This is a genomic window from Methanolobus sp. (genome assembly GCF_016278365.1).
Lineage (GTDB): Archaea > Halobacteriota > Methanosarcinia > Methanosarcinales > Methanosarcinaceae > Methanolobus.
The window spans coordinates 82,861-108,367 of sequence record NZ_JADQBZ010000003.1 but is presented as its reverse complement, the minus strand read 5'-3'; the positions used below and the strand labels follow the sequence as shown (position 1 = coordinate 108,367).

The 25,507-nt window shown below is 45.6% G+C and carries 27 protein-coding genes and 1 tRNA gene; 15 read left to right on the top strand and 13 right to left on the bottom strand.

The genetic code is table 11. The features are described 5' to 3' along the window. The first annotated feature begins 53 nt into the window (after nt 1–53). The 5 genes from QZZ22_RS02645 to QZZ22_RS02625 all read left to right on the top strand — a co-directional run bounded on the left by QZZ22_RS02645 (nt 54) and on the right by QZZ22_RS02625 (nt 3,755). On the top strand, nt 54–611 hold the full coding sequence (locus QZZ22_RS02645; RefSeq protein WP_292462418.1) for a DUF366 family protein: 558 nt from the start codon (nt 54–56) through the stop codon (nt 609–611). After that, a complete protein-coding gene (locus QZZ22_RS02640; protein WP_292462416.1) occupies nt 608–1,342 on the top strand; it encodes a 7-carboxy-7-deazaguanine synthase QueE in 735 nt (244 codons plus the stop codon). The genes QZZ22_RS02645 and QZZ22_RS02640 overlap by 4 nt, the downstream gene beginning before the upstream one ends. Beyond that, entirely contained in the window at nt 1,342–1,683 is a 342-nt protein-coding gene (queD, locus tag QZZ22_RS02635) for a 6-carboxytetrahydropterin synthase QueD (protein WP_292462414.1), read from the top strand. The genes QZZ22_RS02640 and queD overlap by 1 nt, the downstream gene beginning before the upstream one ends. 95 nt (nt 1,684–1,778) lie before the next feature. Further along, complete coding sequence (gene nifB, locus QZZ22_RS02630; protein ID WP_292462412.1) at nt 1,779–2,717, top strand: nitrogenase cofactor biosynthesis protein NifB; 939 nt, start codon at nt 1,779–1,781, stop codon at nt 2,715–2,717. A 60-nt stretch (nt 2,718–2,777) separates the two neighbouring features. Then, the gene (locus QZZ22_RS02625; protein WP_292462410.1) at nt 2,778–3,755 is read left to right on the top strand and encodes a methanogenesis marker 2 protein; all 978 of its coding nucleotides are present in this window, start codon (nt 2,778–2,780) and stop codon (nt 3,753–3,755) included. Between the two features lie 48 nt (nt 3,756–3,803). Here QZZ22_RS02625 and QZZ22_RS02620 read toward each other — a convergent pair whose 3' ends face one another. Then, nucleotides 3,804–4,106, bottom strand: a complete 303-nt coding sequence (locus QZZ22_RS02620) for a hypothetical protein (RefSeq protein WP_292462407.1) — start codon at nt 4,104–4,106, stop codon at nt 3,804–3,806. Nucleotides 4,107–4,251: 145 nt separating this feature from the next. On the opposite strand from QZZ22_RS02620, the gene QZZ22_RS02615 reads away from it, so the two are divergent. Beyond that, nucleotides 4,252–4,947 carry a radical SAM protein gene (locus QZZ22_RS02615; RefSeq protein WP_292462404.1) on the top strand — a complete coding sequence of 232 codons (696 nt, stop codon included), beginning with the start codon at nt 4,252–4,254 and terminating at the stop codon, nt 4,945–4,947. A gap of 31 nt (nt 4,948–4,978) precedes the next feature. Here QZZ22_RS02615 and QZZ22_RS02610 read toward each other — a convergent pair whose 3' ends face one another. Then, the gene (locus QZZ22_RS02610; protein ID WP_292462402.1) at nt 4,979–5,530 is read right to left on the bottom strand and encodes an META domain-containing protein; all 552 of its coding nucleotides are present in this window, start codon (nt 5,528–5,530) and stop codon (nt 4,979–4,981) included. 251 nt (nt 5,531–5,781) lie between these two features. On the opposite strand from QZZ22_RS02610, the gene QZZ22_RS02605 reads away from it, so the two are divergent. From QZZ22_RS02605 to QZZ22_RS02590, 4 genes are all read left to right on the top strand, one after another. Next, nucleotides 5,782–6,093, top strand: a complete 312-nt coding sequence (locus QZZ22_RS02605) for a DUF5611 family protein (RefSeq protein ID WP_292462732.1) — start codon at nt 5,782–5,784, stop codon at nt 6,091–6,093. Nucleotides 6,094–6,127: 34 nt separating this feature from the next. Further along, entirely contained in the window at nt 6,128–6,634 is a 507-nt protein-coding gene (locus tag QZZ22_RS02600) for a chorismate pyruvate-lyase family protein (protein ID WP_292462401.1), read from the top strand. 81 nt (nt 6,635–6,715) lie between these two features. Beyond that, nucleotides 6,716–6,787: transfer RNA gene (locus QZZ22_RS02595), tRNA-Thr, on the top strand. A 194-nt stretch (nt 6,788–6,981) separates the two neighbouring features. Beyond that, on the top strand, nt 6,982–7,185 hold the full coding sequence (locus tag QZZ22_RS02590) for a pentapeptide repeat-containing protein (RefSeq protein WP_292462399.1): 204 nt from the start codon (nt 6,982–6,984) through the stop codon (nt 7,183–7,185). A 71-nt stretch (nt 7,186–7,256) separates the two neighbouring features. On the opposite strand, the gene QZZ22_RS02585 is transcribed toward QZZ22_RS02590, so the two are convergent. Further along, nucleotides 7,257–8,348 (bottom strand): winged helix DNA-binding domain-containing protein, encoded by a 1,092-nt coding sequence (locus tag QZZ22_RS02585; RefSeq protein WP_292462396.1) that lies wholly within the window; start codon nt 8,346–8,348, stop codon nt 7,257–7,259. Nucleotides 8,349–8,554: 206 nt separating this feature from the next. On the opposite strand from QZZ22_RS02585, the gene QZZ22_RS02580 reads away from it, so the two are divergent. From QZZ22_RS02580 to QZZ22_RS02570, 3 genes are all read left to right on the top strand, one after another. Continuing rightward, a complete protein-coding gene (locus QZZ22_RS02580; RefSeq protein ID WP_292462395.1) occupies nt 8,555–9,184 on the top strand; it encodes a type 1 glutamine amidotransferase family protein in 630 nt (209 codons plus the stop codon). 556 nt (nt 9,185–9,740) lie between these two features. Beyond that, the gene (locus tag QZZ22_RS02575; protein WP_292462393.1) at nt 9,741–11,990 is read left to right on the top strand and encodes a PAS domain S-box protein; all 2,250 of its coding nucleotides are present in this window, start codon (nt 9,741–9,743) and stop codon (nt 11,988–11,990) included. Between the two features lie 416 nt (nt 11,991–12,406). Then, on the top strand, nt 12,407–13,975 hold the full coding sequence (locus QZZ22_RS02570) for a serine--tRNA ligase (protein WP_292462391.1): 1,569 nt from the start codon (nt 12,407–12,409) through the stop codon (nt 13,973–13,975). Nucleotides 13,976–14,047: 72 nt separating this feature from the next. On the opposite strand, the gene QZZ22_RS02565 is transcribed toward QZZ22_RS02570, so the two are convergent. The 4 genes from QZZ22_RS02565 to QZZ22_RS02550 form a co-directional block, all read right to left on the bottom strand. After that, nucleotides 14,048–14,983 carry an NADP-dependent oxidoreductase gene (locus QZZ22_RS02565; protein WP_292462389.1) on the bottom strand — a complete coding sequence of 312 codons (936 nt, stop codon included), beginning with the start codon at nt 14,981–14,983 and terminating at the stop codon, nt 14,048–14,050. Between the two features lie 198 nt (nt 14,984–15,181). Continuing rightward, complete coding sequence (gene thiE, locus QZZ22_RS02560; RefSeq protein WP_292462387.1) at nt 15,182–15,832, bottom strand: thiamine phosphate synthase; 651 nt, start codon at nt 15,830–15,832, stop codon at nt 15,182–15,184. Between the two features lie 47 nt (nt 15,833–15,879). Continuing rightward, on the bottom strand, nt 15,880–16,665 hold the full coding sequence (gene thiM, locus QZZ22_RS02555) for a hydroxyethylthiazole kinase (RefSeq protein WP_292462384.1): 786 nt from the start codon (nt 16,663–16,665) through the stop codon (nt 15,880–15,882). A 163-nt stretch (nt 16,666–16,828) separates the two neighbouring features. Beyond that, nucleotides 16,829–17,347: a pentapeptide repeat-containing protein gene (locus QZZ22_RS02550; protein WP_292462382.1), complete on the bottom strand. Its 519-nt coding sequence runs from the start codon at nt 17,345–17,347 to the stop codon at nt 16,829–16,831. 393 nt (nt 17,348–17,740) lie between these two features. On the opposite strand from QZZ22_RS02550, the gene QZZ22_RS02545 reads away from it, so the two are divergent. Continuing rightward, nucleotides 17,741–18,331: a 30S ribosomal protein S3ae gene (locus QZZ22_RS02545; protein WP_292462380.1), complete on the top strand. Its 591-nt coding sequence runs from the start codon at nt 17,741–17,743 to the stop codon at nt 18,329–18,331. Nucleotides 18,332–18,485: 154 nt separating this feature from the next. Here the strand turns inward: QZZ22_RS02545 and QZZ22_RS02540 are convergent, their stop codons facing one another. From QZZ22_RS02540 to QZZ22_RS02520, 5 genes are all read right to left on the bottom strand, one after another. Then, nucleotides 18,486–18,737 carry a hypothetical protein gene (locus tag QZZ22_RS02540; RefSeq protein WP_292462379.1) on the bottom strand — a complete coding sequence of 84 codons (252 nt, stop codon included), beginning with the start codon at nt 18,735–18,737 and terminating at the stop codon, nt 18,486–18,488. Between the two features lie 67 nt (nt 18,738–18,804). Next, nucleotides 18,805–19,773, bottom strand: coding sequence for a DUF523 and DUF1722 domain-containing protein (locus tag QZZ22_RS02535; protein WP_292462377.1), 969 nt, complete (start codon nt 19,771–19,773; stop codon nt 18,805–18,807). A gap of 145 nt (nt 19,774–19,918) precedes the next feature. Beyond that, entirely contained in the window at nt 19,919–21,628 is a 1,710-nt protein-coding gene (locus QZZ22_RS02530) for a glutamate--tRNA ligase (protein WP_292462375.1), read from the bottom strand. Between the two features lie 154 nt (nt 21,629–21,782). Continuing rightward, on the bottom strand, nt 21,783–22,082 hold the full coding sequence (locus QZZ22_RS02525) for a hypothetical protein (protein WP_292462373.1): 300 nt from the start codon (nt 22,080–22,082) through the stop codon (nt 21,783–21,785). Continuing rightward, nucleotides 22,082–22,813, bottom strand: a complete 732-nt coding sequence (locus QZZ22_RS02520) for a fumarylacetoacetate hydrolase family protein (protein ID WP_292462372.1) — start codon at nt 22,811–22,813, stop codon at nt 22,082–22,084. Before QZZ22_RS02520 ends, QZZ22_RS02525 begins: the two co-directional genes overlap by 1 nt. 195 nt (nt 22,814–23,008) lie before the next feature. Here QZZ22_RS02520 and QZZ22_RS02515 point away from each other — a divergent pair, with 195 nt between their 5' ends. Next, nucleotides 23,009–24,253 carry an SLC13 family permease gene (locus QZZ22_RS02515; protein WP_292462370.1) on the top strand — a complete coding sequence of 415 codons (1,245 nt, stop codon included), beginning with the start codon at nt 23,009–23,011 and terminating at the stop codon, nt 24,251–24,253. A gap of 35 nt (nt 24,254–24,288) precedes the next feature. On the opposite strand, the gene QZZ22_RS02510 is transcribed toward QZZ22_RS02515, so the two are convergent. Next, nucleotides 24,289–25,260, bottom strand: coding sequence for a tetratricopeptide repeat protein (locus QZZ22_RS02510; protein ID WP_292462368.1), 972 nt, complete (start codon nt 25,258–25,260; stop codon nt 24,289–24,291). Between the last annotated feature and the right edge of the window lie 247 nt (nt 25,261–25,507).

The window sequence follows — 25,507 nt, the reverse complement described above, 5'->3', positions numbered from 1 at the left end:
CAGCAAGAACGGCTGCGTAAAAAGAATTGCATGATAGGCGATCAAGTGATAAGATGGAATGCATAATTATTGATAAGAGAATCGATTACGACGGGAGCCAGATATCTTCCCTCTGGGCCTACAACCTGGCAGATGTGCAGGCTGACTCTATCATAGGTTTCAGGGGAGCGTGCGATGTCAAGATCGAGCACATGATCGACCTTGAGGATAAGAAACAGGGCGACCTCATATTCTCCACTGACATGCTACATTTCGTTATAGAGCATTTCGACTCAACCGACCTGAAACTGGTGTATGCAAGACAGAGACTGTTCACATCTATAGTTCGTGAGGTGCTCTCTCTAAGATACTCCGATATCACGCGCAACGGGGATGATCTTTTCATCGGTGAGAAAAAGCTTACAATATCCATTGCCAGCACTTCGGCGGTATCCCAGAAGATCCATTTCGGGATAAACGTTCTTCATGATCACTATGGAAGTCTTGAAGACATGGGCATACAGGAGGACGAAGTGATGGTAGTGTTGCAGGAAATAGCAGAAGCCTATGTACGTGAGTTCGATGATATCGAGAAGGACCTGCGCAAGTCCAGGTCATTGGATGTGATATGATGGCTGCTGACCAGGTGACTGCCAATGTAAGCGAGGTATTCTGTTCAGTGCAGGGTGAGGGTCCCTATGTCGGTTCAAGACAGGCGTTCGTACGCTTTACCGGCTGTAACCTCGACTGCTCTTACTGTGATACGCCCGTTGGGAGTTCAAACTCCTGCAGGTTCGAGGAACTTCCCGGTTCCGGTGTGTTCAAACTGATGGAAAATCCCCTGTCCGCTGAGGATATAGGGATGATGGTGAGCTCATACAAACAGATCCATTCAGTATCACTTACAGGAGGGGAGCCTCTAATGCATGCGGATTTCATTTCCGGGCTCAATATTGCAAGTCCTCTTTACCTTGAATCGAATATGACATTGCCCCATATGGCTAAAAAGATAAAGGACAAATTGTCCTATATAGCCGGTGATGTCAAGTTACTGCCTTTATCATCTGTAGATGATATGGACCAGCATTTTGATCGGACCATAGAATGTTTCAGGACACTGAAGACCACCAAAGACAGGGAATGCTTCTGCAAAGTGGTTGTGACAAAGGATACTGATGCAGATGATGTGGAAGGCATGATAGGTGCGATCGCTGGCTATGTATCATGTGTGGTGCTTCAGCCAGTCTCGCAAAAAGAACTCCTGCCGGGCCCTGATTACCTTATAGGTTTGCAGGAACGGTTGCTTGACCAAGTTGATACTAAAATAATACCTCAGACTCACAGAATGTGGGGGTGCCTTTAATGAAGATGAAACTCGGAATAATTGACTATATAGACAGTGCCCATTATCTCCCCGGGCATGGCAAATGTGGAATAGTGCACGGACATACCTATAAGGTAGAAATTGTGATAGAGGGTGAAAAGAATGAGAACGGAATGGTCATGGACTTTTATGATATAAAGAAAATTGTAAAAGAAGTCATGGCTGAGTATGACCATGTGATGCTGAACGACATCCTGGAATATCCCAGTGTTGAGAATCTGTGCGAGCACGTGCACGCGCGTCTTTCTGACAGACTAAGTTTCCCTATATCACTCAAAATATGGGAAGGTCAGGGCAAATGGTGTGAAATAAGTCCCTGAATGCATATTTATAAGTGTGTTAAATACAAAACTTTATCAATGGGTTTATGCTTAAATTGACATGAATTTGCAGGAGCTGCCAAGGAGCTGTAAATATGGATAATACAGAATCAGATACATGCGACATACAAATATCAAAGGGCGAGGATATGAAGAGGATCATTGCCCAGCATCCCTGCTATTCAAAGGATGCCCAGCATAAGTATGGAAGAATTCACCTTGCGGTAGCTCCGAAATGCAATATCCAGTGTAATTATTGCGACCGTAAGTTCGATTGCGTTAACGAGAGCCGGCCGGGTGTTACCAGTGAAGTTCTCAGTCCGCAGGAAGCCCTTGAAAAGACCAAGCAAGTGATCAAGGAATATCCTTTCATCAAGGTAGTGGGTGTGGCAGGTCCGGGCGATCCGCTGGCAAACGATGAGACATTTGAGACCTTCAGGCTGATCAAGGAAGAGTTCCCGGATGCGACATTGTGTCTGAGCACCAACGGACTTGTGCTCCCTGAGAGACTCCCGGAAATTATAAAAGCCGGCGTTACCACGCTCACAGTGACCCTTAACGCTATCGACCCTGAGATACAGGCAAAGGTCATTGGTCATATCAGTTATCATGGTAAGATCTACAGAGGCATTGAAGCAGCAGAGATCATGGTGAAGAACCAGCTTGAAGGTATCAGGGCAGCGGTGGATGCCGGTCTGGTCGTGAAGATCAATACCGTGCTCATGCCAGGTATCAACGACAAGCATGTAGTGGAAGTTGCAAAGAAGGTACACGAGCTTGGTGTTTTTATCATGAACGTTATGCCGCTCATCTGCCAGGCAAAGTTTGCGGATATGGAACCACCTTCTCCGGCTTATCGCCAGGAAGTGCAGGACTCATGCGAACCATACGTACAACAGATGAGACATTGTCGCCAGTGCAGATCGGATGCTTTCGGGCTTATTGGAAAGGACCTTTCCCAGATGAGTGAGGAGCGCAGGAATCTCATTAAGTTAGAGATGCAGAAGAAGGACGAGGATTCCGGGGAAGAGTAATTCTCCGATAATCTGCTTCATTCTTAAAATAATATCGTTTTTACCATTGCAGGTGTTCATTTGGATCTGGAAAAACTAGCGCAGAGCATCAGGGATTTCGAAGGTGTTACCCGCAAAAAACCCATTGCAGATATCGTGCGTGTCTTTGAGACCGTACGCAGTGAATATGATAATGCTGTTGTGGACTTCGGGGACGATGCCGCGGTCATTGATATCGGTGGCGATGATGTGATTCTGTTCGCAGCCGATGGAATATGGGGCAAGATTGCCAACAAGAGTCCTTGGTGGGCAGGTTATACTTCCGTTGTTGTCAATGTCAACGATATCTCGGCTATGGGTGGAAGGCCGCTTGCAATGGTCAATATTATGTCTTCAAGTGATCCAGAGTCTACTGCAGGTATAATGAAAGGCATCAGGGACGGAATAAAGAAGTTCGGCGTCCCTATGGTAGGTGGGCACATGCACCCCGACACTCCTTATAATTCGCTCGCTGTGGCTATTATTGGCATAGCTAAAAAAGACTGTGTGATCCGCAGTGACTCCGCAAAACCAGGTGATATCATAATTGCAGCTTATGATATGGATGGCAGGGTCGGAACAAACTCTCCATACAGCTGGGACACTACTTCATTCAAGGAGCCTGCTGTCGTTCGTGAAAGATTCATGGTGATGCAGGAAATCGGTGAAAAGAAGCTTGTGACCGCAGGCAAAGATATCAGCAACCCTGGTACTATCGGCACTCTGGGCATGCTTTGTGAGGTAAGCAAAACAGGTGCTTCCGTGGACCTGAACCGGATTCCCTGTCCGGAGGACGTGGACTTTGAACAGTGGCTCAAGATATATCCGGCGACAGGATACATCCTTACTGCAAAGGAGGATAATGTTGCCGAATGCCTCCGCATATTCGAAAAAGTGGGCATAAAGGCCGCAGTGGTCGGAAAGATTGAGAACACCCGTAAACTGGATATTCTCTATGGCGAATGCAGGGCAACAGTTTTTGATTTCCTGAAAGACGGTATCACAGGGATTGATGTCTGAAGATGCAAGGCTTAAAGTCTTAGTTCTTATAAAAATAATAAAGCGGGTTCAGTTATCACTGTTTACCCATGCTGTAAGCTCGTCGTGCAGGAATTTCTCAGCGGCCTGGACCATTTCCATCGTCCCTCGTAGCACTATTAGTTCCCTTTCGTCACATTCTACGATGTTTACCTTTATCTTTCTCTGGAGTGGTTCAAGCTCGAACTCTTCAACAAGGTCATAAACGATGTAGGATGGAGTACCCGGGGGTATTATAAGATCGTAAAGCCCTTCCAGCTCGCTTGCTTCCTCGTTACCCTCAGCTTCATCTTTTATTCTTTCCAGGTCTTCAAGTTGCAATTTTCTTACCAATGCTATCACCTTTAACTGATGGTTGATGGCGTGCGCCGGATAAATAATGTTCGCTGGAGTATTACCTGATTTTTGCTGGCATCATGTATCTATATAGATAAGGATTTCTTTTATGTGTGCCTTTATAAGAAAAGGAAGGATTCTGATGAGACTGATAGATCTATCTGATGCAATGGGACAGATACGGGTGGAGTTTGCGGGCTGCAATATGAAATGTCCTTATTGCGTGCACATACACCAGCCATTTAAGGAGTGGTCTGTTGAGGATGTTGTGAAATTTGCAAAGCAGTCCACAACCAGGAATGTCTATCTTGGAGGGGCTGAGCCGACACTTCAAAAAGACCTGCTGCCACTGATCGGGGCGCTTGACGGCATTGGCAAGAAGGTCATATTGAAATCCAACGGTATGAAGCCGGATGTGCTTGAGAGCGCCTTGCCTTTTGTGGAAGGTTTTGTGCTTGAGATAAAGGCACCTCTGGAAGATATTCAGGCTATCATGGTTCTTACGGGGATGTCTGAAGAGCGCAGTAAAAAGTATGTCGAGCTGCTGCGCAGGTCCATTGGGATAGCACGGCAGAAATGGCTGAGGATTTGGATCCGTGTGATCCCGGAGTTCATAAACTTAAAAACGGTACCAACCATCCTTTCGGAATTGGAAGGCGTTTCAGAGGTGATGCTCTACCAATTCATGAGTAATCCGGAGTTCGATCTGCCTTTCATGGGCCATGAAGGGCCGACTCCCTCATGGGCGGAGTTAAAGAAACTTGGGGGAATAATAGTTGAAAAAGTACCCCAGGTGCGTATCGTGGGTGATGCGGGAAAGACCGTCATGAAGAAGTGATCCTTCCCTCTCTCCCAATCCAATCCCACCTTCAGGCAGTGTCCCGGTCGAATCCACCGGCATTATCAAAAAGCATCCTGCTTTGCCTGTTCTCCCGGTAAAGGGCAAGCTGTCCGTCTTCTATGGCTGCAGATGTTACATTGGTCAGGAACGCAAGATATTCTCCGTCGAGGGAGCCCTCCGGGCATGCCATCAATGTCATTACACCCGGTTCCAGTGTAAGGTTGTTTTCTATTATTACGTAGTTCCCGCTCCCGGTATTGCAGTCTGCCCTGAAATAGTATGTACCATCCTCCAGGAAGACCAGATAGTAATTCTCAGGATCAGGTACCTGTAACTGTTCTGAAGATGCTGCCCCGCTCAGTCCAACCCACTGCCATTCGGTATCTGTTATTTCTGCTATATTAGCATTGGATATCGTCACTGCACCTGTCCCGGTATCTCCATCTGATGGCGTTGCGTTATCATCCCATACAGTGTCGTTCTGTGGCTCTTCGGGTGTTTCACCACAACCAAGAGCCAGGATGGAAATAGCCAGTATGGTGCATACTATAACTAAAGTCATGCCTGTATTCCTTTTCATCTAAAACCTCTCCTTCAGGGGTAGGGTCGTGCAGAACACTTTGTCGCAGATGTATTCCAGGTGTTGCCATTCTGCGCAGACGCCCCATGCCCACTGCAATAAATACATCTGTGTTTTCACAATTAATAACTTTCTAAAATGATGCTGAATAATATCAGCACGGATATGATCCATGGTCCACAATAAATACTGGTCCTGCTTGCCTACCGGTACATTTATTCATTTTAAGCTGGTTATATGATGTGATTGAAATGCAGGAATACAAGTTGAAAAGAGGATTTGCACCTGATATTGACAGGTTAGAAGAATGTATGAAGGAGATATTCCCTTCCGAGGTCAGGCGCGACGGCAAGAAACTTGTCACTTCATACGGCATACTGTCTACACTTACTGTATGGGTGGAAGGCAAGAATATGGCTGTTGAGACGGTATCCGATACAACGCTCAAAGATGACAATCTTATCCTGGATTCCAATAAGCGTTTCAGGGATTTTCTTTTAAAGGCTACGGGCTATACTGCAAAGGAGCGCCTGAAGCAGGCAAAGAAGAGTGTTTCTGAATAAATTCCTTTAATTTTTTTATATACGGGTATTTATCATGGATTTCCTTGAAAAACTGAAGAGTTTTGATATCCCGACATGTCTGAGGGTGTGCGCCGGCACGGACGGCTCCGTGACCTTCCTGCTGGAGATAATGACCAGGCATCCGACAGCGGTTAAGACCGAGTACCAGCATGTTATCCCTGCTGATGAACGCATGGCGCAGATCTTCGGGGTAGCTGTGGGCGCGGATATTAACGACCGTGCGGTCACACTTACATCTCATGATGTCCCTTTCGTTTACGCTCGCTCCCTCTCTCCCCTGGAGAAGATGCCAGAGGGCGTGCGCTGCGATATGATGAAAGCCGACATCCCCATAGGAAGAATCCTCCGTGACCACAATATAGAAACCCGCAGGGATTTTGAGAGCATCGACCTTATCGGGCACGAGCCCCTTTTCGACGCCTCTGCGGTCCTCTCCCGCTCCTACCGCATCGTGCACAACAATGGTGTCCTCATGTGGATAAACGAGCGTTTCCCGGTGGACTCCCGCTGGTGTTTATAAACACCCTCCTCTTCCAACCGAAAACTTATTAATTGATTCTGTATATTATGGATTCGCACCCCCAGAACTGATTCATTCTGCGCCTCGATGGCTTAGGGGTATAGCGCGTCCTTGGTAAGGACGAGGTCGCGGGTTCAAATCCCGTTCGAGGCTTGATATTAAGGGGCTAAAAACCCCGTTCTTCTTATTTTCAACAAACTGTAAAATAATGGGCCTCAACTTTTCAAAATGCAACGACTTCCTGCTCACAATAGGGTTTGAGGATTCCCTCATATCCTATTCCATATTCTCTGATATGGACTTGGAAAACACGCTTTGCCAATTGCCAGATATATGATTGCGACTTCGTGAACACTAAGCTCAAAAATGCAAACTTTGAAGGTTCCGACCTTAAGAACAGCCTCTTCAGGAACACGAACCTCAGCTTCACGTCCTTCAGGAATGCTAAGAACTACGATATCGACCCAAACAACAATTTCCTGAAAAAGACGAAATTCTCAATTCCTGAAGTGATCTCGCTTTTGAGGGTTTTTGATATTGAGATTGAGTGAGTGGATGGTATAATATCCAATAATTTTCACACCAGATTCAAGATTTATACTCTGGTTGCCAGTCTGTAAAACTATTCATTGATTATCTCAACATCCTTCCCAAGAAAATCCCCATACCTTACAGCCGCACTCTCAAACATCTTCATTATATCCTCATCCGGTGACTGGAAGAATTGCGGCTCGATCATCACCTTATCTTTCTTCACAGTACGTTTCCATATTCCTGCCACCTTTCCATTCACCAGGATGACCGGCCTGAACATACCGTTATTGGAGATAGCTTTGGTGTGATCTTCTGAGGGGAGAAAAGCACTCCTGTCTCTGTAGCTGATGATAAGCTCGTCAAATGCAGGCAACAGATGGACCGTATTTTCAATATTCTCTGTTTTATGTTCCGGTCTCGGGAACCAGTATGTATGTGAGCCTGTTTTCTCTGAAACAAAGTCCGGTCCAAGTGATTCAAGGGCAGGCCTGGCTTCTGTAACAGACAGGCCGGACCACCAGACAAAATCCTGCAGGGTGGCGGGGCCGTGGCTCGTGAAATATCGGGAGGCGAGTTTTAGCACCGCTTCGGATCTGGGCAATGGTTCTGTCTTCGGGACTCTTTCGCTGAGCAGGGCATATGTGATCTTTTTGCCTCGCCTGGGTCCACTGCATATTATTCCGTCCAGCTCGGCCTGCATCAGGATGTGGCTTAACCGGGAACCTTCTGTGGTTGTTTTTGCATTTGCGATCTCACCTGCCAGTTCAACTTCCAGTTCCCCGCGGGTCAGATATCTACCTCCAGACAATGCATTTTCCAGAATGTCATTGCACTTGGCAAAGATATCATCTGTCAGTCCCAGTTGTTTATTCCTTGATCTCATCGAGGCTTTGATATGCGGGGCTGTTAATCCGAGCATCCAATAAATATCATCGGCAGAGACTAAATGCCATGTCGGTCTTAGCAGGTGCGTCCTGATCACATCGCCTTTATCAATGGATTCTTCTACAATTCTGTCAGTTGAGCCTGGTAACCTGATTCCTACAGCCCATTTTGCCATATTGTAATCCTGAGCCTGAATGGCGCCCATCCAGGCAACGATTTCTTTAGCTGTTTTGAGATTCTCATATGAGATATGATGGTTACTGAGCCTGAGCTGCACCAGCTTGTCTGAGTTCATGGAAATCCTTTTATTAGTATGGATGGTTTGATTTTAAGGTAGTTTCGTTCATGTTATTCAACCCCTTTGTCGCATAATCCCTCTGTCACATAGTTGTTGCTGCTTTCTTTCATTGCTTCAAGAGAACATTTATTTTTAATCGCAGGCCAAAAAGAGATTAATATAGACCTCACATACTTTCACTATAATTAATTGAGGACATACACATGACCAAGATCGCTTACCTCTACGTATTCGACACCATGGCCGACTGGGAGCCTGGTTTTCTGATAGCTGAACTGAACTCCGGTCGCTATTTCAGGAAAGATGCTGAAAAGTATATCGTCAGGACAGTGGGCCTCACGAAAGAGTCTGTTGTCACCATGGGCGGTGTGCGCATATTGCCGGATGTAAGCCTTGAGGAGTGCAACGCTGCAGACGCGGGAGTGCTCATTCTCCCGGGCGGTGATACATGGCTTGAGGATATTCACGTACCCATGATGGAGAAGGTAAAGGAGTTCCTGGACGCAGGGATTTTTGTGGCGGCTATTTGCGGCGCAACTATGGGATTGGCAAAGGCGGGACTGCTGGACAAGAGGCCTCACACCAGCAACGACCTTGGATATCTGAAGGCAGTAATTCCTGCTTATACAGGAAAGGCATTCTATAGGCCGGAAACAGCGGTCACGGACGGTAATCTCATAACCGCTTCGGGTATTGCTCCCATTGATTTTGCCCGTGAGGTGCTCAGGGAACTTAAAGTCTTCTCGGCTGAGACAATTGAAGCCTGGTATCAGTTGTATATAACGCATGAGGCGCAGTACTTCTATGTGCTGATGGAATCACTGGGTAGTTGATCACTTTATGCACATGTTGCTTGAAGCTTCTTTTTATTGCTCTATGTTATTGGAAGCACTGTTTTTCTTTTCAATGTGTATAGTAGAGGTTATCCAACTAGAATTTTGATTTAAAAACCTATTCATTTTTTCATTAAGTCTATCTATTTTCAAATTATGTTTAAGACACGGATTAACAGGGTCAACAGGATTCATGGCAGTTCTGGAAGCTAAGACTGGAAAAAGATAAGAGCTGTGTAGATATGCGTTAATCCGTGTCTTGACATTTCATGGATGAATAATGCGGATCGTGAAATACCAGGGAACACCGTCAAATTATAACAAGGTTTTCAGGAGCTAATTAGATACCCTCTAGTAGTCTATCGATTAATAAGGGCATATTTATATATGTGCGAGTATATATCAGGTGCCCGTGATAATTTATAAAGGGATGGCTTAGGAGTCCCTCCAACTCCTGTTTTACATGGAATGTGCTATTGTGCATAGAGCGTTCCAACAGATGTTTATATGCCAACACGGATTATCAATTTGCCAAAATGAAGGCTTGAGATATCTCATGACTAAAAAACAATTTCGGCTTGATGAAAATAATGGTATGTATCGGTCTTTTTTTAAGGAGAATAACGCAGTTGTCCTTCTTATTGACCCTGTAACCTCTCATATTATTGATGCAAATAAGGCTGCATGCAAGTATTATGGATGGACACTTGAAGAGTTAAGCTCCCGGAAAATTACTCATATAAACGCTCTATCATACGAAGAGATCAGGGATGACACACAAATAAATGTGGATGAAACGAGTAATTGTTTTTTCAGTAGGCATCGTCTTGCTAATGATGAGATACGCGATGTTGAAATTTACAGCGGCCCACTTGAACTAAAGTCGCAAAGTTTGTTCTATTATATAGTTCACGATATCACTGAACGCAAGCTGGCGGATGATGAACTGCGAAGGAAAGAAATGCAGCTTCATACTGCACAGAAAATAGCACATGTAGGAAGCTGGGAGTTTGACCTTAACTCTGGTAAAGTGGATGCTTCGGAGGAAGCAAGAAACATCTACGGTCTCTATGGCGGACAAATTACCATTGAACAAATACAAAAAGCTTCACTGCCAAAATACAGGCCGATGCTGGACAAGGCACTGAGAGACCTGGTGGAGAAGGATGTGCCTTATGATGTACAATTCCGTATAATGAGACCTAAAGACGGTAAAATACGCATTGTACACTCCATGGCTGAATACTATACTGAAAGGAATGTAGTCATAGGGATGATACAGGACATTACCGAAAGTAAACTTACGAAGAGCAAATTGCGGGAAAGTAAATCACTTCTCAATGAAGTCGGCAGGATTGCCAAGGTAGGTGGCTGGGAATTTGACATATCAACTGGTGAGTACACCTGGACCCCTGAAGTTGCAAAGATATATAATACAGATGCAAGTAGCCCTAAAAATCTTGAATTTGTATTGAGTTTCTATTCTCCTGCCTCAAAAGAAATCTTCGAAAAATCTGTTCAGAATGCTGTGGAAAAAGGAGAATCATATGATCTGGAACTGGAATTGTTCCCGGCCAACGAAAATCAAAAATGGGTTCGCTGTATAGGTCATCCGAAAACGAACGACGGTAAGGTTGTGAAGGTGACAGGGTCATTGCAGGATATCACAGAACGCAAGATGGCCGAGTTAAAGATAGATGAGGAGAATCTATGGCGTCGAATCCTCATGGAGCAGTCCCGGGATGGGATAGTCATTATCGACCAGGATGGCAAGGTCTTTGAAGCAAACCCCCGATATGCCGAAATGCTAGGCTACTCACACGAAGAAATGCAGACATTGTACATGTGGGATTGGGATATTAACTACACACGCGAGCAACTACTTGAAATGCTTCATTTTGCAGATAGTAAAGGAATTCTTCATGAGACCCGCCAGCTTCGCAAGGATGGTACTCTCCTTGATGTGGAGATAAACGCAAATGCAGCTCGATTTGGAGAGAGGAAGCTGAGTTTTTGTGTATGCAGGGATATTACTGAGCGCAAACAGGCCGAAGAAGAATTGCTGAATGCTAAAATTGCAGCCGAGACTGCCAACCAGAGCAAAGATGAGTTCCTTGCTACGATGAGCCATGAGCTAAGGACTCCACTAAATTCTATAATCGGTTTTTCCGATATATTGCTTAATGGAAATTATGGTGACCTGAATGAAAAACAGGCAACATACATAGATTATATTCTGCAGGGTGGCAATCATCTGTTACATCTCATTAATGATATCCTCGACCTTTCTAAAGTTGAAGCCGGTAAGATGGAGCTTGAATACGAAAAATTCTATGTTTCAGACTCAATTGATGAAATTATGACATTAACATCTCCTCTTGCAATGAAAAAGGGTATCCATCTGAATGTCAAAGTTGATTCTCAGCTGGGAGTGATCAATGCAGATAAAACCAAATTAAAACAGATCCTTTTCAATCTTACAAGCAATGCTATTAAGTTCACACAGGAAAAAGGCCATGTTGCAATTGAAGCTCAGCGTTCTGGTAATTTTGTCCGGATAGCTGTGGCAGACACAGGTATAGGTATTGCACAGGGGGATATGGACAAACTCTTCCAGCCATTCAAACAGCTGAATCCGTATATTACTCGTGAACATGAGGGTACCGGACTGGGCCTTACCCTTGTCAAGAAGTTTGTCGAGATGCACGGTGGCAGGATTCGGGTTGAAAGCAAAGTAGGGGAGGGTAGTATTTTCACGTTAGTGATTCCACTCGGACCGGAAGACCAAAGCAGAGTCCGGGATTAAGGATAGGTCGGATATCCTTTCTTCCTTGTATATAGCATTCAAATTTAAACAGTAGCATGCACTCCAATTGAAATCAAATGTTAAAACACGGGTAAAATAAGACCTGGTTATATCTTATCATCGCTTCAGTTTCTATGCTTCCCCGGAGCTCTTTTTAAGATACTTGTTTATGCAAATGAAGAATGCGAAATATATTAACAGTATGCAATTAGAATCAGGATTTTAGGAGCCAATCTGACACCTTCATGGACACGAGCAAAAAAGAGAAGTCCTTAATTATTAAAAAATACATCTGGCATAAGATACATCTGGCAAAAGATGCATCTAAGATACCATAATCATGTAGAGAAGCACTTTGCAAATTAATGTGAGTGAAGTTCGCTTATTCATATCATCATTTCAGGAACGGAATAAGAATGGAAGTTAAAAAGAGAGATAATTGCTGTCCGCAGGATGAAGTCAGAGGCGACAGCTCAACCGGATTGAAGTTCAGGCTGGAGTGTGCCATCAAGACTAGTGCCGATGCCACACCGGCAAAGGATGCCATAGGCGCCTTAATAGATGAATCCAACGACACCATATTCACAAAAGGTGCCCCGGAAGGACAGGGAGCAAAAGTAGTGGAATGGAGCGTCGAGGGAGATCGTATCAATCTTACCATCGAGTCCGGGAGGCATGTAAGAGTACACGACGCATTGATGCGTATGAAAAAGCCCCTTGCTGCAAAACTTGGAAAGGATTTCCGGATAGGAGTACGCGGTACTGAAGTGGGCTCGTTCATTATAGAGATGCAGTCAGAAGAGCCACTTACTGAAGTGAAGATCCCTTATGTGAGATCTATCACGTATAATGAAGGAACTCTCAGGCTGGATCTTGATGTTGATGACTCTGCCATGTCAAACCGTGTTCCTGACAGGATACTGTCCCTGATGGAGGAGAAGATAGAGCAGCAGTCCTATGGCGGGAAGGCCGAACACTGGCATGTGCTCTGGCAGAGCGAAAAGAAGGAGCACAAGTTCTCGGAAGATCCCACACAGGCTATGGTGGAAGCTGGCTGGATAAAGAGAGGAGCCAGCCGGGGACAGTGGATACACGGCCCGCAGTCCACAAAGATGTTCAGGGCTTTTGAGAGGATAGTTCTCGAGGAACTGCTCCAGCCGTTGGCATACAGGGAGATGATCTTCCCAAAGTTAGTTCCATGGGAAGTCTGGCAGAAATCCGGGCATGCAAAAGGCGTCTATCCCGAAATATACTATGTATGTCCTCCCAAGACCAGAGATCCAAAATACTGGGAAGAGGTCATTGACCATTATAAAGTAACCCTTGAGGTCCCTACATCCCTTATCAAAGAGAAGATAGGTGATCCGATAGGTGGAATGTGCTACGCGCAGTGCCCTCCTTTCTGGACATACCTGCAGGGTGAAACAATACCCACCGACGAGTTCCCTATAAGGGTATTTGACAGGTCAGGCACCTCGCACAGGTACGAGAGCGGCGGCATCCACGGCATGGAGCGTGTGGATGAGTTCCACAGGATAGAGATCGTCTGGGTGGGAACCAAAGATCAGGTGATAAAAGCCGCTAACGAATTGCACGAAAGGTACATGCATATCTTTAACGAGATACTCGACCTGGAGTGGCGGAAAGCATGGGTCACACCATGGTTCATGGCGCAGGAAGGACTTACAGGGGTTGCCGAACAGACCGAAGCCGGTACAACCGATTATGAAGCAGTCCTGCCTTACCGCGGACCGGATGGCGAGTGGCTGGAATTCCAGAATGTCAGTGTGAATGGGAACAAGTACCCTTCAGGATTCAATGTAAAATGCCAGACCGGTGAAGAACTCTGGTCAGGCTGCTCCGGTGTCGGCCTTGAAAGATGGGCATCGGCATTCTTTGCACAGAAGGGACTGGACCCTGCCAACTGGCCCGAGGAATTCAGGAAAAGAGTGGGAGAGATCCCCAGAGGAATCAGGTTCCTCTGATTCTTCTTTTCTAATTCCATAGTAAGCGTCCTGAGAAGTCTCAAAAATTAAGAATAACAGAAGAAAGGTTCCTTACGCTATTTCTATGACAACCTTTCCTTTCACGCTTCCGGTGCGCTGATATTCCAGAGCCTGTCCTGTTTCTTCCAGGGGGAATACCCTTTCAATAGTGACTGTGATTATTCCACTGTCAAAGAGCCCTGCTAACTTCTTCAGTTGATGGCTATTGATCCTGGTAGATTGTCCCACTGCATTCACCTGATACTTATCCATTAACTCATGGTCAGGCTGTTCAAGCATTGAAACGATGATGCCTCCTTTCTTAAGGGCCTTAAAGGACCTTTTGTAAGTATCCCCGCCTACCGTATCAAAAACTGCATCGAAATCTTCCAGCTTTTCCTCAAAGACCTCGTCTTTATAGTCGATTATCTCATCAGCTCCAAGGGTCTTGAGATATTCGCTTTTATCTTTCCTGGCGGTTGTTGCCACATGGGCGCCCAGATACTTTGCCATCTGGATTGCCATTGAACCAATCCCCCCCGAACCCCCGTGTATGAGTATCTTCTGTCCTTTATGCAGCTTCATTTTGTCAAAAAGAACATCCCATGCACTCACACCTGTAAGAGGCAGCGCGGCAGCTTCCAGGTAACTTGCCTTTTCCGGTTTTAGGGCTGTCAGTTTCTCTTCAGCTAATACGAATTCAGCAAAGGCCCCCGAGCCCCCCGACAGGATAAGCCCGCTGCCATATACGTGATCACCTGTCCTATACAGGGTTACGCCTTGGCCGACATCTATTACCGTACCGGCAAAATCTCCGCCGAGTGTTATCGGAAAACTGAATTTGTCCGTAGGGGGCACATACCCTTCACGTATTTTCCAGTCAAAGGGATTCACACCTGCGGCATGTACCTTCACAAGAACCTTTCCCGATGCAATCTCAGGTGTATTGACATTACGGCTTATCACGACAACATCTGTTCCGTATTCATTTATCTGAGCGGCTTTCATAATCACTCCTCCATTACTAAACTTAAAGTAAAGTATTGCTAATACCTTAACAACAGATTGACATTATACCCTAACCCTGAAAAGTAAGCTGTTAGAGTTTATATATTTTTGTGGAAGAATAATTCCGAAAGCAGGGATAGATAGGAAGCCTAGGTCTCATTAAAAAAGAGTTCGGTCTTTGATATGGATCCGTCACCTTTAGGACAAGTTCGTCCTTGTTATCCTGATCATATCAATAAAATACTTCGTTTCACTTTTCACATCATCGCTGCATACAACAGCTGAAATTGCAACCAGACTGTCGGCGCCTCCCCGGACCACACTCATGCAGTTTTCCTTGTTTATACCGCCGATGGCGACTATAGGGATGTTCAATGCATTCTTCACACCCTTTATACTTTCAGGGCCGATTCCCTTCCCTGCATCTTCTTTGGTGGATGTGTCAAATATAGGGCTGAGGCCGACGTAGTCAGCGCCATCCTGCTCGGCCTCCAGCGCCTCCTTTAGGTTATGAACAGTAAGGCCGATTATCTTATCATCGCCGAGAAGCTGTCTTGCTATTGCTATTGGCATATCGTCCTGGCCGATATGGACCCCGTCGGCATCCACCGCCATGGCAACATCGATGCGGTCATTGACAAGGAAGATGGCTTTGTCCTCACATATTTCCTTAATGAGGAAAGCCTCTTTCACCATCTCCTTCGTGCTCCGGTCCTTCTCACGGTATTGAACTATCCTGCATCCTGCCTCCACCGCGTTACGTACATCAGACAAGGTTCTCTTCTTAGAGAGACCTGAATCCGTGACAAGATAGAAGTCTATCTTGGCAAGCAGTTTCCTTTTATCCATATCTATCCCCGTAATCAATTCGGTTAAGGCCGGAAAGCATTGAGAGTTCATAGTGTTTCGAAGTTCATCAGGGGCTCTGCTTTCTCATCTGAGAGGTTGGATACCTCATCATACAGGTGCACCTTGAAGCTTCCGGGACCATCGGATCTTGCAGCAGCCAGCTCACCGGCTAAGCCGAAGTAGCATAATGCATCCTTTGCAGCATCACTATAATCGCGATTAACCGCTGCAAATGAAGCTATTACCGATGCGGCCATGCATCCGGTTCCGACAATGGAGCCCATCCGTTCGTGGCCGTTCCTCACAACAAAAGTCCTTTTGCCATCACTGATAATGTCCTCTTTGCCTGTCATGACAACGACACATGACCTGGCTTTTGCCAATGTCACTGAGACTTGTCTTGGGTCAGCATCTATGGAGGTCGCCTCTACTCCCTTAGTCTTGACATGTTCTCCTGCGAGCTTTGCCACTTCGGAATAATTGCCTTTGATAATGTCAACATTGACGGAATTAAGGATCTTCGCGGCCATATCGTCCCTGAATTTCGTGGCGCCGACACCCACTGCATCAAGCACTACCGGAATATCCTTCTTGTTTGCCGCAGACGCTGAGATGATCATGCAATCAATAAGTTCAGTTGTCAGGGTGCCGATGTTGATAACAAGTGCGGATGATATATTGGTCATGTCCGCGCATTCTTCGGGTGCATGTGCCATTACAGGGAGTGCACCGAATGCTCTGGTCATGTTCGCGCAATCGTATATTGTCACCCAGTTCGTTATGTGGTGTATCAGCGGTCTAGTATCCCTTAGTGTCCTGAGTGGGTCCTTCATAATCGCCCTCTATAGCTTTTTTGATGGTATTATAACTAAGATATTCTAACAGTTCTATCCAGTTGTCGACCTGTATCGCGCTTATCATGTATTAATCATACGCATGCAACCAGGTTCGACAGCGATGGAATACAGCAGCCGGGTATGGATATCACGGCCCCGATCATTCCAGTTCAATGTCATATATATTTAAAAGTGAGATCACTTCAGGAATTGAGAATTTTGTCTTTTTCAGGAAATTGTTGTTTGGGTCGATATCGTAGTTCTTAGCATTCCTGAAGGACGTGAAGCTGAGGTTCGTGTTCCTGAAGAGGCTGTTCTTAAGGTCGGAACCTTCAAAGTTTGCATTTTTGAGCTTAGTGTTCACGAAGTCGCAATCATATATCTGGCAATTGACAAAATTCGTGTTTTCCATATTCATATCTGAAAACATAGAGTAAGATATGAATGAATCTTCAAATCCTATTGTGAGCAGGAAGTTGTTGCATTTTGAAAAGTCCAACCCCATTATTTTACAGTTCTTGAAGGTAACATCTTGGAATCTTGTGTTGTACAAATCTACGTTTGGTAAATTACAGTTTTCAAAGCTACAGTCAATAAACTTCGAGTTCCTGAACGATGCATCTGTAAAATCAATATTTTTGAAACTTTCCTCTTCAAACCCTTCACGCTGATATTCCATAATAGAGGCAAATTATCTCAAATTTATATAATTTTTTGCTTTTTAAAAGAACTAGCCAGAAATCCCATACCCTTTAGGGTATGGGCTGAATGGCTATATTATGAATACATTGAAATCATATATTCCATATCACATCTGGAATTTTTATCCCGAAGAATTGTCTCTTCATTTCTGGAAAGAACATACTTTCTGGACGAATGGATATTTCATATAGCTGCATCGCGGCACTTTATAAAATACCGGATGAACCGATTTCTTTATATATAGACATGACTAGTATAGAGAGCCAAACTAATGCATAGGTTATTTCATATCATGACCGAACGTCGAACACTTACACTAATCACGTTAATTTACTAATATCATAAGATTACACTCATCCGGAGGAATTCCTTGGCAAAGAAAGTTCAGAGAAAGTTAGACAAATGGAAGTCAAAGACCTGGTATAATGTAGAGACACCCGAATTCATCAGCAGGACAAATATCGGAGTAACCCCTGCAGAAGATCCAGGGCAGCTCATTGGCCGTATCGTTGAGACCACTGTCGGAGAGATCGCAAACGATTTCACAAAGCACAACACAAAGCTCATACTCGAGATCAATGAAGTCAACGGTGACGTTGCCAACACCAGATTCATGGGTCACGAGATAACCACCGATTACCTGCGCTCCATTGTAAAGCGCCAGACCTCAAGGATCGACACCAACCTCGATGTTACCACAAGGGACGGTTACGTCATAAGGGTGAAGCCTATCTGCTTCACGGTCAAGAGGGCAAGGACAAGCCAGATAAAGTCCATCAGGGAAATTATGGACAGAATCGTCGTTGAGCGCGCAGCCGAACTGAATTTCGAGCAGTTCATCGAAGAAGCTATCATGGGCAAGCTTTCCGCAAATATCTACAGGAATGCTAAATACATCTACCCGCTCAGAAGGGTTGAGATCAGGAAGACCGAAGTTAAGGTTTTCCCGGTAGCTGCTTAATTCCAAAACATCTGAAGACTCGAGGTATCACTTAATGATACCCGTAGTTACTTTTTTAAATATTATTATTATTACTATTATTATATATTGTATTCGTACAAATCATCAAGTATTACTGCATATCCTTACCACATGGATACATTAATAACTGTGTTCAAAGTGCAGTGTTACGTTCCTTGTTTTCGTATTCTTTACGGATCAATCTGGCCATCTCCTCGTTGGCCTCGATAATGAAAGAACCTATGTAGCCGCAATGCTTGCAGTGATACATACCCTCGACACCACCAGCTTCGTAATACAAATCGATACTACCGCAGACGGGACAGACCTGCACTGTTTCTTCCAGATCGTCACCTTCAATGTCCAGAAGATCAACATCCTCATTTTCCCGGAACTCTTTTTCCATCTTGCATTACCCCTGATAACCGTACGTATGCCAGTTATCCCATATAATAATATGAAGTCCGCACATATCAAACTTGCCGCAAAGTACCTGACAGTTCTTCAGGATAAGGGCAGAAGTAAGTTTGTTGCAGGAGATATTCCACATTAAAGCGTACTGCCCATGATATGAATAACCCTTTCAACTCACCAAGCAGAGCACTGTCCTTTCGGTACTTTTGGAGTCGGTCTTCCAGAAGAGCCCTCTCACCAGAGTCCAGCCTGTCTGAAAAATAACCTGCTGCATGCATGAATACATTGATGGCCGATCCAACACCTGCCTGCCCAGAGAGCACTTCCCGCAGGCACTGCTCGTAATCCTCAGCGACCTTCTCAAAAGGACGCTTCCTGTGGTTAGCCACAATATCACCCATTCTGACCATCGTTCCCTTATCATAAGCCATCAGAAGGAGTTTGTTGCACGTGTGATATTCTACGAGTTCACGCATCTTTCCCGACCCGGCCACCTTCCTGAATGTGGCCAGTGCAAAGACCTGCGTCAGGAAGTGGTCCCTCATCGCGGAATCTGCAAACTGCTTCTCGTCAACGAGAGGCAGATAAGGATAACGGCCCGTCAGGCCTTCAGCAAACAATCCTGTGCCCTGACGGTGCAGGCAATCCCTGCTGCCGGCGGAAGAGAACACTTTCGTGCTTTTGAAACCGCAAGACGGTGATTTGGATTTGAGGATAGCTCCATCTACAGTGACAAACTTATCCAGGTATGCAGCCGTGAAATCATCCATTGTTTCAGTCAGGTCCAGTCCAGTGGCCGGTTGCACCAGAGTCTTCTTTTCCCCGGATTCACCAATTTCAAGAATGATGCGTATAGGTTTTCTCGGAACTCCCAACCCGATCTCACATTCGGGACATACTGTGATGAACTCAACATAAGGTTTGAGGCTATCCGTGAGAGGAGAGGCTATCACCTGACCATCATACCGGCAGGAAGAGAAACCCAGACATTTGCTTATGAGAATAATGGGACGTGGGTAGGCGGACATAATAATTAGTATCACCTGATGCTGCAAAAATATATAGCCACTATTGCTGCAAAAAGGTTATCGATAATACATTGATAAAATGAATCGAAGTTATCGCACATAAGTGAAAACCCAAAAATGAATGTGAAAAGAGAAAAAGCCCTTTTCACTTATGCGTATAATATGCCACTACTTCCTCACCCACTGAGTCGATCCGGCAGAATCCAAACCTTTCGAACTGAACAACCTTATCCAGCTCTGTAGCTATCCGCTTCTCACCGATGCCTGTGAATTCACCATCCGGAGAGAGAACCTTTACAGGGATACCGTCAACCGGCGCCCAGTGGACGATTCGCATCTTATCCTTTTTCGCTGATGCGATGGAATCATCGAGATAATGTACCTGAAGAGGCTCCATTGATGTGACTTCCACATTGTAGAGGTCCTTGAGCCTGATCTTTGAACCGGTTGCAAGCTTTTCCACATCTTCTTTGCACACAAGGATTTTCGAATTCACATCGATCTCACGACAGCCACGGTTCTCTGTTGGATGCAGCGGCGGGTTTGCTATGCAGGGATTCGCACCAGTGATTTCCAGTTCCACGGGGTCCCATACAAAGAAATACCTGTTGGCTTTTGGCTCCACAAGTTTCCGGTTCTCGGCGTAGAGAGTATCAAGACTGATGCTGATGTCAGTCTCGCCAACACCCATGTCGATCATGAACTTGCGGACAGCTTCGGGCTGAATGCCACGTCTGCGTATAGCGCGCACCGTAGGCAGACGCGGGTCATCCCAGCCATTGTATCTGCCTTCCTCTATCGCACAGCGAAGACCGCTGGTACTGAACTTGCCGAACTCGTGCATCTTCACACGGCCCCAGTGAGTCGTTACCGGATAGTCCCAGCCAAGATATTTGTATATGTATGTCTGGCGTTTCTCACTATCCATCAGGTCCTTACCTCTGATAATGTGAGTCATGCCCAGGACATGGTCCTCTATGGCGCCCTCAAAGTCAAGCAGAGGCCAGACGACATACTTGTCCCCCACTTCTGGGCGAGGGTGTGGCATCTTTAATATCCTGAAAGCTCCGAAATCTCGCAGTGCCGGGTCCTTGTGCTTGATGTCGGTCTTGATGCGCAGCACTGCCGACTTCTCCGGGTATCCTCCCGATAGCATCTTGTCCCACTGCTCCAGGTTCTCCTGAGGGGATATGTCCCTGTGCGGACATGCCTCTTTTGCATCCTTGAGTTTCTTGAAAGTCTCGCTCTCACAGAAGCAGACATAAGCGTGACCACCCTCAATGAGTGTTCTTGCGTGCTCATAATAGAGCGGGACCCTGTCAGAAGCGATGACGATCTCATCCGGCTTGGCACCAAGCCAGTTACAGTCCTCAATATACCAGTCGTAGGCTTCCAGCATCGGCCGCTTTGTCTGGGTATCGGTGTCATCAAAACGGAGGATGAACTTGCCGTCATACTTTTTGACATACTCGGAGTTCACGATTATACCTCTGGTACTCCCCAGGGTAGGTGGCCCATTGGGGTTTGGAGCAAAGCGCATCACGACATTTCCGCACTCCGCCTTCTCCAGGGGTTTGAGTCCCTTGTCCGGCTCCTTTTTGACGCATAACTCCTCTATAAGTTCGGGAGCTAACTGTTCAAGGCGGGCCTGCCAATCCTCAGGGGTGCCTTTTCCAACTTCTCCCAATACCTCCTGTATGAAAGGAGTCATATCCTTTGCTTTGCAGCGCAGATGCGGACATTCGCCCATAACGCGGCCCATCACGGCAGCTATCTGAGGTGCCTGGCCGTATTTCACAGCATTCTGGAGGGCATATTTCTCAACAGTCTTTTTGTCGTCTTCTGTTAGTGTCATCGCTATTCTCCGTAAAGATATGAGTTTAAGTAGATACAAGATAAAATATATTGCCAGGTATAAGATGCTCCAGGATATTCCAAAATGTTCCTGAAGGGGTGTTGGTTCGTGCAAGAACAGGTTTGAATTGTTACAACCTGATTTAAATGTACGCTCACAGAGGCTTGCCCAAGTCCCTGATACGTGCTGCCTTTGACACCACATCACCTATGCTGGCATCGAAACCGGAAAGGAACTCTTCTACAGCATCACCTGCAACAGCACCCTGGGTCGATGGCTTAATAAGCCTCTCCTGCTCCAGGATGCGAAGTGAGTAGCGCACTTTATGGGTAGGCATACTGGTTTCTTCGGCAAGTTTAAGTATGCCTATAGGTCCACGCTCTATCACTGCCTTCAGAACCATTAGGTGACGTTCTGCGAGCTCCAGTTCTCTGTTCACCTGGTCAAACAGCATTATACAACCTCATTCCTTAAAGTTCCAATTCCCTCGATTTCTACTTCCACAGTGTCACCAGGATTGAGTTCCCCGACTCCCGGCGGAGTGCCGGTGGCTATGATATCACCAACTTCAAGGGTCATTATGCCGGATATGAATTCTATAAGGTACGGCACATCAAAAATAAGATTGGAAGTATTTGAATCTTGTTTTGTCTCGCCATTGACCCTGGCTTTTATGTAAGCATTGTCCGGATCAAAATCACTTACCGGTATAATGAAGGGGCCCACGGGCGCAAAGGTATCAAAACTCTTGGCTCTTGTCCACTGGCCGTCCCTGCTCTGGAGGTCACGGGCAGTCACATCATTGAAACAAGTGAATCCCGCAATAACATCACAGGCCCTGTCATAATCAATGTTCTTGCATCTTTTGCCAATTATCACTGCAAGCTCTGCTTCGTAATCAACTCTCTGGCTGCTCCGGGGATAGATTATCTTACCCCCTTGGCCTATAATAGCAGAAGGCGGCTTCATGAAAAGCACCGGCTCATCAGGTACATTCATGCCGACTTCAGCAGCATGATCATGATAGTTAAGTCCCACACAAACTATTTTGCTGGGATTGCTGGGAGGAAGGACTTCAAGTTCCTCCATCTCATAGGTTTTTCCATCCCCATCACGGGAAGTCACGATTCCGTTATTTATCTCTCCGTAGAACTGATCATCCATATACTTGAATCGTCCAAACATTATTCAAACTCTTCGCTTTCATTCTAGATAAGTATAGATGCCTTCACCATAAAAACGAGCTTCTCACAGAGTATTATTCTAACCGCCCGGGAAACAGAGTCCTATCAGGCAGTTTTTCGAATATCCTATTCTCGCTCACTTTAATACTACAGAGAAGATAAGTATTTAATCATCATCCCTGATTCTAACATCTTAATGACGCTGCCTGTTATCATACTATTAGTGGTTTTCCTCCTGACTGCCGTAAGACAGATAGGTAACATCAGGTTTGGGATCTGGCAGATAATGTCACTTGGTGCCCTTGGCGTGCTCCTGACGGGTCAGATATCTATTTCCGACGCCATTAATTCAATCGATTTGGATGTCATGCTCTTTCTCTTTGGAATGTTTGCCATCGGACAGGCTCTGGAAATGAGCGGTTATATCTCTCACCTCTCATATCGCTTTTTCAGGAACGCGGGCACAGTTGATGCTGTGGTACTATACGTCCTGTTCGGGATGGGGCTCGCTTCTGCATTTTTAATGAACGATACCCTGGCAATAATAGGTACGCCTGTAATGCTGCTTCTTGCCAGGGAACATAATATTGACCCAAAAGTATTGCTTTTGGCGCTGGCTTTTGCTGTAACCACGGGAAGCGTAATAAGTCCAATCGGGAACCCGCAGAATCTACTGATTGCCCTGGGTGGCAACGTAGCAAATCCTTTTGTAACCTTTCTACGGTATCTGTTACTCCCCACGATTGTGAATCTGCTGATAACATATCTGCTGCTTAGAGTATCTTTCAGGAAGCATTTCTCACCGGTCCCGCTTGACCATTCCGTACCACGGATTGCGGATCAAGGACTTGCCAGATGGGCGAAGGTTTCCCTTGGAATGGTTCTCCTGCTGGTAGCGGCAAAGATACTTGTCACAACAGCAGGTATTCCTTTCAATTTCAAGCTGACCTATATAGCTCTTATCTCCGCACTCCCGGTGCTTGTTTTGAGCAGCCGGAGAAAAGAGATACTGACAAAGATGGACTGGCATACGCTTGTTTTCTTCGCAGCAATGTTCATCCTGATGGAAAGCGTATGGGACTCCGGTTTCTTCCAGAATTGGGTTGACACGCTGGGAGCTGACATTAACTCGATTCCCATGATACTTGGAATAAGCGTACTTCTGAGTCAGTTCATTTCCAATGTCCCTTTGGTAGCCCTCTACCTTCCGATTCTCTCACAGGCAGAGATAACGTCTCTCCAGATGATGGCACTTGCAGCAGGAAGTACTATTGCAGGCAACCTGTCAATCCTCGGGGCTGCAAGCAATGTCATTATCATACAGAATGCCGAAAAGAAAGGTAATGTCACTCTTAAGTTCACGGAATTTGCAATGGTAGGGATACCTCTGACCATCACACAGGTCTGTGTCTACTGGCTGTTCCTGTCCGGTATTTTATGAAACGTCCTTAAGTGGTAAATATTTGGGCATTGAGGTCAGATATAGGTCATGACCTTGAATGCTATCAGCATTGCAACAATGCCAATCGCCCAGAACTTGATCGTTTCACTTATAGGTATCCTGATATCCATATTCTGAAGTCCTCCTTTTTCGGAACTTAGTACGGCAGGCTGTGCTCCCACGAATGAGTTTTGTGATTCTGTTCCTTCTGGAGACTTTACCTTGGCTTGCACATTAGGAGTATCATTCTTTCCCAGAGAATCTATTTCTGTATTATCCTGAGATTCCAACTTCAGTTCCTTAAAGTCTTCATGTGAAGATTCTCTCCAAAAGTCCGCTTCTGATGTAGCTGGCGATACAAAAATAGTTTCAGTACCTTCTACTTCTGCTTTGGGGCTCAAATCTGTCTGCGGTGTATCCTCATAAGAAGCTTGCGTAAATAAAGGAGTTTCACCATCTTGCGCCATCTCCGGGGAGAATTCGCGGAAATCAGATTCCTCTAAATCGGAATCCCTATCAGGAACATTATCTTCTTTACTAGGTAAGCTACTGAATATAGATTCATCCCCTGTCGGAGGCCTGTAAGCAGTTTCACTCATTTCAGAACTCTCTGCTATCCATTCCTCTTCCGGCTGGTTCTCCAGTTGTTCTTCCAGTTCCTCTTCAAGTAAGACTCCCTCCGGAATCCGGTTCTCCGGGAATACAGAGCGTTCCTCATAATCCGCAGGTAGTTCTGTGCCGTATTGCTTTTTCCCGACAAGTCCCTGATAATCGGGATCAATTTCTATTGCAAGGTCAAAGCATCTTTTTGCTTCCTCGAAGTTCCCCATTTTCTCCAGGATCCTGCCCTTCCTGAACCATGCCTCTGCGTTATATGGATTGGCATCCAGTGCTTTTGTATAATATTCCACCTGTTTTTCAGGGGTTTTAGCATTTTCAGCCATTTTCAGCCAGTTCTGGGCGGCTTTCATTTTACCCTTGGATTTCACATCTTTAAGCATTCCCATAGCAACACCTTAGATCAATAGTAGACTCTGCCCGGCATATTCTTGAACCGGGATAGCCGGCACCGGGACTTATATTTATATATATAAATAATTACGTGGAGTTCTTTTAGTTCCTTTAGTTATTAATAGTTGCTTATGGCCTGTTCAATGCAGTATCCTGCCGGTTGTATGTCTGCTACAGTTCTCTTCGTAGAACATATCGGACTTCAAATGGGTTCAAAACATATTTGTGCCATGCCCAACAGCT